Here is a 6,406-nt window from a genome sequence, read left to right as displayed (position 1 = left end):
TTATCCCCGTAAGTTTTCAAAAGCTTGATTCGCTTCGAAAATCACTTTTTCTGAGTCAATTGTAAGCATTTCGCGATTTTTCATGAGTGGGATTCCTTGAACGAATACATCTTGTACATCCGATCTGGTTGCAGAGTAGACAATGTGCGAAACGACATCGGTACGAGGCTGCATATGTGCTTGGGTTAGATCTAGGGTAATAAAATCAGCCTGTTTGCCAACTTCGAGTGTCCCGATTTCGCTGTCTAAAAATAGGGCTTCTGCGCCATAAAGGGTTCCCATTGCCAGCGCCGTTTTAGCCGAAACAGCGAGGGGGTCTTGAAGATGTCCTTTATGAATCAGTGCGGCTAGTTGGATTTCTTCTAATAAATCGAGATTGTTATTACTTGCCGCCCCATCTGTGGCTAGGCTAGGCCGCATTCCATGAGCAATCATCTGAGTAATAGGCGCAATACCACTGCCTAGTTTCAGATTACTCCCAGGATTATGGGCAATCTTAACATTCTTTTTTGCAAGGAGTTCCACTTCTTCTTCTGTGAGATGAACAGCATGCGCAACTAAAGATGGGATATCAAAGAAGCCCAATTGATCTAAATGTTCAACCGGTCTGGCTCCATACTCACGGACATTTAATTCCACTTCTGCTTTCGTTTCGGACATATGAGTATGAATAGGGAGGCCTAGTTCGGCCGCCTTTTCGACAAAGTGGAGAATGAATGCAGGATCACAAGTATAGGGAGAATGAGGCGCCATCATCGTTGTGATCCGGCCCCCAGCAGCCCCGTTCCATCGTTTGGCAAAAGAAGTGGCTTCTTCTAGTTTACTTTTTCGAAGAGCATCATCCCCGAATCCAATGCATCTCCGTGTGAGACGTGCCCGTAACCCAGTCTGCTCCACTATATTCGCAACTGCATCCATGTTATCGTACATATCTAAAAAGGTAGTCGTTCCACCTTGAATCATCTCGAGTACCGCTAGATTTGCTCCTGCGGTTACATGTTCAGCAGTCATTTTGCCTTCCATTGGCCATATTTCATTTTCAAGCCATTGTTGCAAAGGAAGATCGTCTGCGTATCCGCGTAATAATGTCATAGCCAAGTGACCATGTGTATTTACAAAGCCAGGTAATATTGCTTTCCCTTTGCATGGTACAATTTCATCGTATTGGTCTTGTTCCTCTACTGTTAATGCAGAGCCTACATATGTAATAATGCCATCTTCGATTGCCATGTTGCCATTTTGAATAGGTGCAGTGCCCTCTTCCATGGAAATAACAACCGCTTCTGTAAATAATGTTTTCATCTTTGTCCCCCATGTTTATATATAGATTGTCTTTCTACAAAGCTTAGTATATCATCCAAGCTCTCTCTAGGACCTTGAACCATAGTTGCAAATAAATCCCCCTTTTGTTGAATCCTTTCAATCATCGTAGACAGAGTAAATTCGGTAGGTGATGATAAAAGTGCTAACTCATCCCATTCTAACGGAGCTGATACAGTAGCGGAAGATCTCGCTCTCGGGGAATAAGGAGCGATCAATGTCTTTTTTGTCCAGTGCTGTAGATAATCCACATACACTTTATTCCCACGGTCTTTCACCAATCGCTCTACCGTAATCAATTTTGGGTAGCGCTCTGCTAAGTATCTTGCTATGAATTGAGTTACTTTTCGAGTCTGATCAAATGTATATCGGTTTTCAATTGGAATGTAAACTTGTAGTCCCGTAGCTCCGGATGTTTTCGGAAATGATTGTAATCCGAGTGACTGTAGGATCTGCTGAAGTTGCAATGCAGTCTCTCGTACAGGGCCGAACTCAGGTGTGCTAGGGTCCAAGTCAAATACGACTTCTGTTGGTGCATTCATATTCGTAGTGTAGTGAAAGGATACATGAAATTCCAAACAAGCCAAATTCGCTAGCCACGCTAAAGTAGGAAGATTATTTAGGAGAATATACTCCGTCTCATCTACCTTCATCGTGTCTACAAAATCAGGCTTCTTTTTAGGGCAATTCTTTTGATAAAAATGTTCTCCATCCACTCCATCCGGATATCGAACGGTAGTTAATAAACGATTGTTTGTATAGGGTAACAGGTAGGATCCCAACTGTGTGAGATAAAGCAGATAATCCCACTTGGTAATACCAGCTTGTGGAAACAAAAGTTTATCTGAGTTTGAGATGTCAATTTCATACCCTTCTATTTGAATTGTCTGTTTGACTTTTTTACCCATAAATGCCTCCACACCTGCCTATTTATCCTCGGATGATGTACCAGATTTAGACTCTTGTCATAGTGTAAAACAAGACATCAAATTTTAATGACAAGGAGGTAATCACATGCCACCACGCCCTCCATATACACCTTATCCGCATCCACATCCACCTTATCGCCCGGGTCCCTATCGTCCAGGTCCGTTTCCCTATCCTCCAGTCCCGTTTCCAGTTCCGTTTCCGCCATATCCACTACCTATTCCACCTTTATTACCACCATTCGTTCCCCCTTATGCCCCATTCTTACCTCCCATCGTTGTCTTTTAATCTGTTCTGGGCTTCAGTTACGCTATTTGAAGCCCAGACATTTTGCTGAACGCATAGTACCATCTGGTGTCCACTCTAGAAATTCAATTTCCACTTGCAATACAGGCGGGGTCCAAATGACCTCTTCCTGTATTTGCGGAGGCTGTTTTATAATTGATTTCGGAATAGCGATCTCTCTTGCCCAGTTGGTAATCAACTGCTTTTCCTCTATAGATAATCCGGATGATACTTTTCCGATGTAACGGTACCCATTATCTTTTTTTATCCCGATTAATATAGAATATGCTAAATTGGATTTAATACTTACTCCGATTACGTCCCCCGTAATGTATTTCCAGTTTTTATATTTCAACCATGTTGGATGTTTTTCTTCAAGATGATAAAGCCCTTCCCTTTCTTTACAAACAATTCCCTCCCAATTTGTTGCTCGTGTTAACTGAATTAATTCTTCAGGCTCATCATACGTTGGGCAAACCTGTATAAACTCTCCGTGAGAAAATTCCCTTTCTAATATGTGTTGCCTTTTCCATAGTGGTTGGTCTGTTATCCATTTTCCTCGCCAACATAACAGATCAAAAATCATGTAATATACAGGATTTGTATGTATGGCGGTTTGGATCCGCCAAGATTCCTTTAATCGATCTCGCTTCATCACTTGAAAAAAGTCTGGCTTTCGTTCTTTCCATGCTATTATTTCCCCATCAAGTACGGATTTTGTTTGTGTAGCAAACTTGTTTATAATCTCCTGTTTAATTTCTACATAGGTGTTTGTTCGATCTTGGCCTTTTTTTGTATACATTTGCACTTGGTCATTTTCAATTTCGCTTATTAAACGTACCCCATCCCACTTCACCTGATACACATAATCAGAGCTATATTTTATTTCTTGAATTAACACAGGCTCCATCGGTCGTATCATTTTACACCCCACCTTCTTCAACCCTTTTAGTATGGATCTTCTAGGTATACAATACTCTTGATTCCATCTGGCTAAAGAGCGATAAATCCATTTCCCTCTTCCGATCCAATGACCATTCGTGCAAAAACTGATGAAGCTCTTCAGACAGGGCCTGTATAATAAAAATTTCCTCATATGGATTGATGCAACCGATTAGGTCGTCTATAAAATCAGTGACCATGTAACGCAAATGTCCATCAAATAAATATCAGGTCTATAAAAAAACACCCCTCTGAGAGAATAGAAGCCTCTCTAAGGGGTGTTTTTTTATAGAACAATCTTTCTTTAAGGATGTGATATTTTCACTTCCAAAACTTTTACTATCTTTTCTCAGATAAGGAATCTTCTATTAGTTTTTTTACTTCAGGAGAATTCTCTTGCGGAGCAGGATTTATTCCTTCTAGAAGAATATCGAGTGGTCTTATTCCGCTTTCTACCGATTTAGTCCAATTTGGATATTGATGTTTTTCGAGAAGCACTCCGGCTAGACCCCCAATATCATAGGACTCGATTCCTGGATCTTTCAATAGGCTAGTTTTTCCATATCTATCAGAAGTTAAGGTATAATCAAGTTCGATCATTTTTTGGTACTTCTTGAAAATATCTTCTCTTTTTGCATTGATTCCTACAATCGAGCGTGCATTTAAAGCCATGTCAAAATAACGAGCCGATCCTTCTATCACATCATAAAAATGAACGAATTGATGCTCCTTCGGATTTTGTTCTTTATATTGCTTATACCACCAAGCTGCAGCCTGAAGATACTGTTTTTCTTTTGTAGGGTTCAAAACAGCACTACGAAGCGCTCGAACTATTTCTAGACGCTGAATGCGTCCCTTTATATTTTCTGAAGGTACATCTTCTGATTGTTCAGGTGCGTCCCTCCAATTTTGTTCCCCATGGAATGCCTCGTGTGTCATAATCACATAGGCAAGATTCGAATTAGGAAGAGATTCAAACTCCCCTCGATGATAAGACTTTTTAAATTGATCTTTCTCTAGTTTATAAAAAACAGCATCTTCCCCTTGATACTGAATCGTATTAAAAAAAGGAATGTCTTTAAACTCATTAGGCAAACTATTATACGAAATCTTTTCAATTGTTTTTTTATCAATATCAATAATCCATACTTTTTCACTGTCCGTGATGAGCGCTTTTTTATATTTATTTAATTTGATTCCAGACCAAATCTTTTCCGTCTCGCCCCATGTTAACCAAATTTGTTGTGCTGCTCGGCTAATATAACGATCCATCGTCATCTGGTTCCATTCTTTTTTCAAATCTGTGTAAGGAAGAGTACAAGCAGATGCTTTTATGTTTATAGATTTAGAATTGGAAATATTTTCTTCTGCATGAGACAGAGATGGAACAACAGCACCTATCATAATACTTGTGGCTGTCATATAAATACATGTTCTTTTAAAAGCTAATTTCATCGAAAAAATTCCTTTCTGTTAATGGATTCATATACTAGTTTAGCAAAAAGGATTGGGTTCATATATCGTTTTACCTTACTCCAACATTACAACTGTGTAAGTTAGATTTCAGATATAGAACAAGAATCAAATCAACCTAAGCAAATTCGACTTTTAGTATCAAATTAATCCAGTTGCTGAAAATGTAATCATTTCAATGAGTGTTCTAATATAACCATGATTGGTAGTGCCATCACTCTCTAACTGATTCTATTCCTTATCGGAATAAATATCGTTGTCGTAATATTAATTTCATTAGTGAAATATGAATACTGTTAGGTAAGTACCTACTAAAGTAAGGGGGGAATATCTTGTCTCAATCCAATATACCTAACATTACACCTAATATTTCAATTACTCGTGAAGATGCAGTAAACCTGTTACTGTCATCCATTGCACTAGAAGAATTAGGTCTTAGCCATATCATTAATGCGGAAGGAGAAAAACTTCAATATGTTCTAGGGACCCTTCCAGGAATATCCACAAACTTTCAACCTTCGATTACCGACTTGCTTACAATCAATGCAAGTGTTCGTGACACGATTAATGTGATAGGAAAAAAAGAATGGATTTTAAATGAGAAGTTAGAAAACGTGTTAGGAACAGACGTTACAAGAGGGCCAACGGGCTTTCCTGGACCGACTGGCGCCACTGGGCCATCAGGAGGGCCTCCCGGGCCTCAAGGAGCTACCGGGCCTCAAGGCGCCACTGGGCCTCAAGGAAACACAGGACTTCAAGGAAGCACAGGACCTCAAGGAAACACAGGGCCTCAGGGAAACACTGGACCTCAGGGAAACACTGGACCTCAAGGAAATACGGGACCTCAAGGAAACACAGGGCCTCAGGGAAACACTGGACCTCAGGGTGCTACGGGACCTCAGGGATCTATCGGGCCTCGAGGAGACACGGGACCCCAAGGGAACACGGGGCTTCAAGGTGAAACGGGACCTCAAGGAAACACGGGACCTCAGGGTGCTACGGGACCTCAGGGAAACACTGGACCTCAAGGGAGCACTGGACCTCAGGGTGCTACGGGACCTCAGGGTGCTACCGGGCCTCAAGGCGCCACTGGGCCTCAAGGAAACACGGGACTTCAAGGAAGCACAGGACCTCAAGGAAACACTGGACCTCAAGGTACTACGGGGCCTCAAGGGAATACTGGGCCTCAGGGGCCGACAGGAACTTTTGTTACAGGTGATTTTTTATTTTTAGTTCAAGGAAATTCAGGTGCAAGCGGAAGTGTTCCACTCGGTTTCGGCGACACACTAAACTTTATATCCGATACATTAGAAATTACGGTAACACCTGGCTCTGCCAATGTGAGCTTAGAAGTACCAACTGGAGCGTCAGGGCCCATTGCAGATATCGTTAAAGCAATCGTTGCAGAACTCAGTCTTACTGGTACTACCGGACCTCAAGGTACTACCGGACCTCAAGG

Annotated in this window: 6 protein-coding genes; 2 read left to right on the top strand and 4 right to left on the bottom strand. The window is 41.3% G+C overall.

Features of this window, described 5'->3' with window-relative positions; all coding sequences use genetic code 11:
* Positions 1 to 1,302 carry an amidohydrolase gene (locus BT147_RS14700; RefSeq protein WP_072337036.1) on the bottom strand — a complete coding sequence of 434 codons (1,302 nt, stop codon included), beginning with the start codon at positions 1,300 to 1,302 and terminating at the stop codon, positions 1 to 3.
* Entirely contained in the window at positions 1,299 to 2,228 is a 930-nt protein-coding gene (gene ligD, locus BT147_RS14695; protein WP_072337034.1) for a non-homologous end-joining DNA ligase, read from the bottom strand. Before ligD ends, BT147_RS14700 begins: the two co-directional genes overlap by 4 nt.
* Before the next feature lie 106 nt (positions 2,229 to 2,334).
* On the opposite strand from ligD, the gene BT147_RS15690 reads away from it, so the two are divergent.
* Positions 2,335 to 2,535 carry a hypothetical protein gene (locus BT147_RS15690; RefSeq protein WP_177239863.1) on the top strand — a complete coding sequence of 67 codons (201 nt, stop codon included), beginning with the start codon at positions 2,335 to 2,337 and terminating at the stop codon, positions 2,533 to 2,535.
* A 22-nt stretch (positions 2,536 to 2,557) separates the two neighbouring features.
* On the opposite strand, the gene BT147_RS14690 is transcribed toward BT147_RS15690, so the two are convergent.
* Both BT147_RS14690 and BT147_RS14685 read right to left on the bottom strand, forming a co-directional pair.
* On the bottom strand, positions 2,558 to 3,454 hold the full coding sequence (locus BT147_RS14690; protein WP_072337032.1) for an ATP-dependent DNA ligase: 897 nt from the start codon (positions 3,452 to 3,454) through the stop codon (positions 2,558 to 2,560).
* 359 nt (positions 3,455 to 3,813) lie between these two features.
* The gene (locus BT147_RS14685) at positions 3,814 to 4,929 is read right to left on the bottom strand and encodes a hypothetical protein (protein WP_072337030.1); all 1,116 of its coding nucleotides are present in this window, start codon (positions 4,927 to 4,929) and stop codon (positions 3,814 to 3,816) included.
* Between the two features lie 350 nt (positions 4,930 to 5,279).
* On the opposite strand from BT147_RS14685, the gene BT147_RS14680 reads away from it, so the two are divergent.
* A partial coding sequence (locus BT147_RS14680; protein ID WP_502688576.1) for an alpha-helical endospore appendage domain-containing protein occupies positions 5,280 to 6,406 on the top strand: 1,127 nt, incomplete at its 3' end.

The sequence above is a fragment of the Thermoactinomyces sp. DSM 45891 genome, assembly GCF_900119485.1.
Taxonomy (GTDB): Bacteria; Bacillota; Bacilli; order Thermoactinomycetales; family Thermoactinomycetaceae; genus Baia.
The sequence above is the reverse complement of the archived record's forward strand: the minus strand, read 5'-3'. Positions and strand labels throughout refer to the sequence as shown.

Bases quoted from the DNA above. Each gene is read 5' to 3' on its own strand.
- BT147_RS14700 (WP_072337036.1), bottom strand. From the start codon at position 1,302: ATGAAAACATTATTTACAGAAGCGGTTGTTATTTCCATGGAAGAGGGC.
- ligD (WP_072337034.1), bottom strand. From the start codon at position 2,228: ATGGGTAAAAAAGTCAAACAGACAATTCAAATAGAAGGGTATGAAATT.
- BT147_RS15690 (WP_177239863.1), top strand. From the start codon at position 2,335: ATGCCACCACGCCCTCCATATACACCTTATCCGCATCCACATCCACCT.
- BT147_RS14690 (WP_072337032.1), bottom strand. From the start codon at position 3,454: ATGATACGACCGATGGAGCCTGTGTTAATTCAAGAAATAAAATATAGC.
- BT147_RS14685 (WP_072337030.1), bottom strand. From the start codon at position 4,929: ATGAAATTAGCTTTTAAAAGAACATGTATTTATATGACAGCCACAAGT.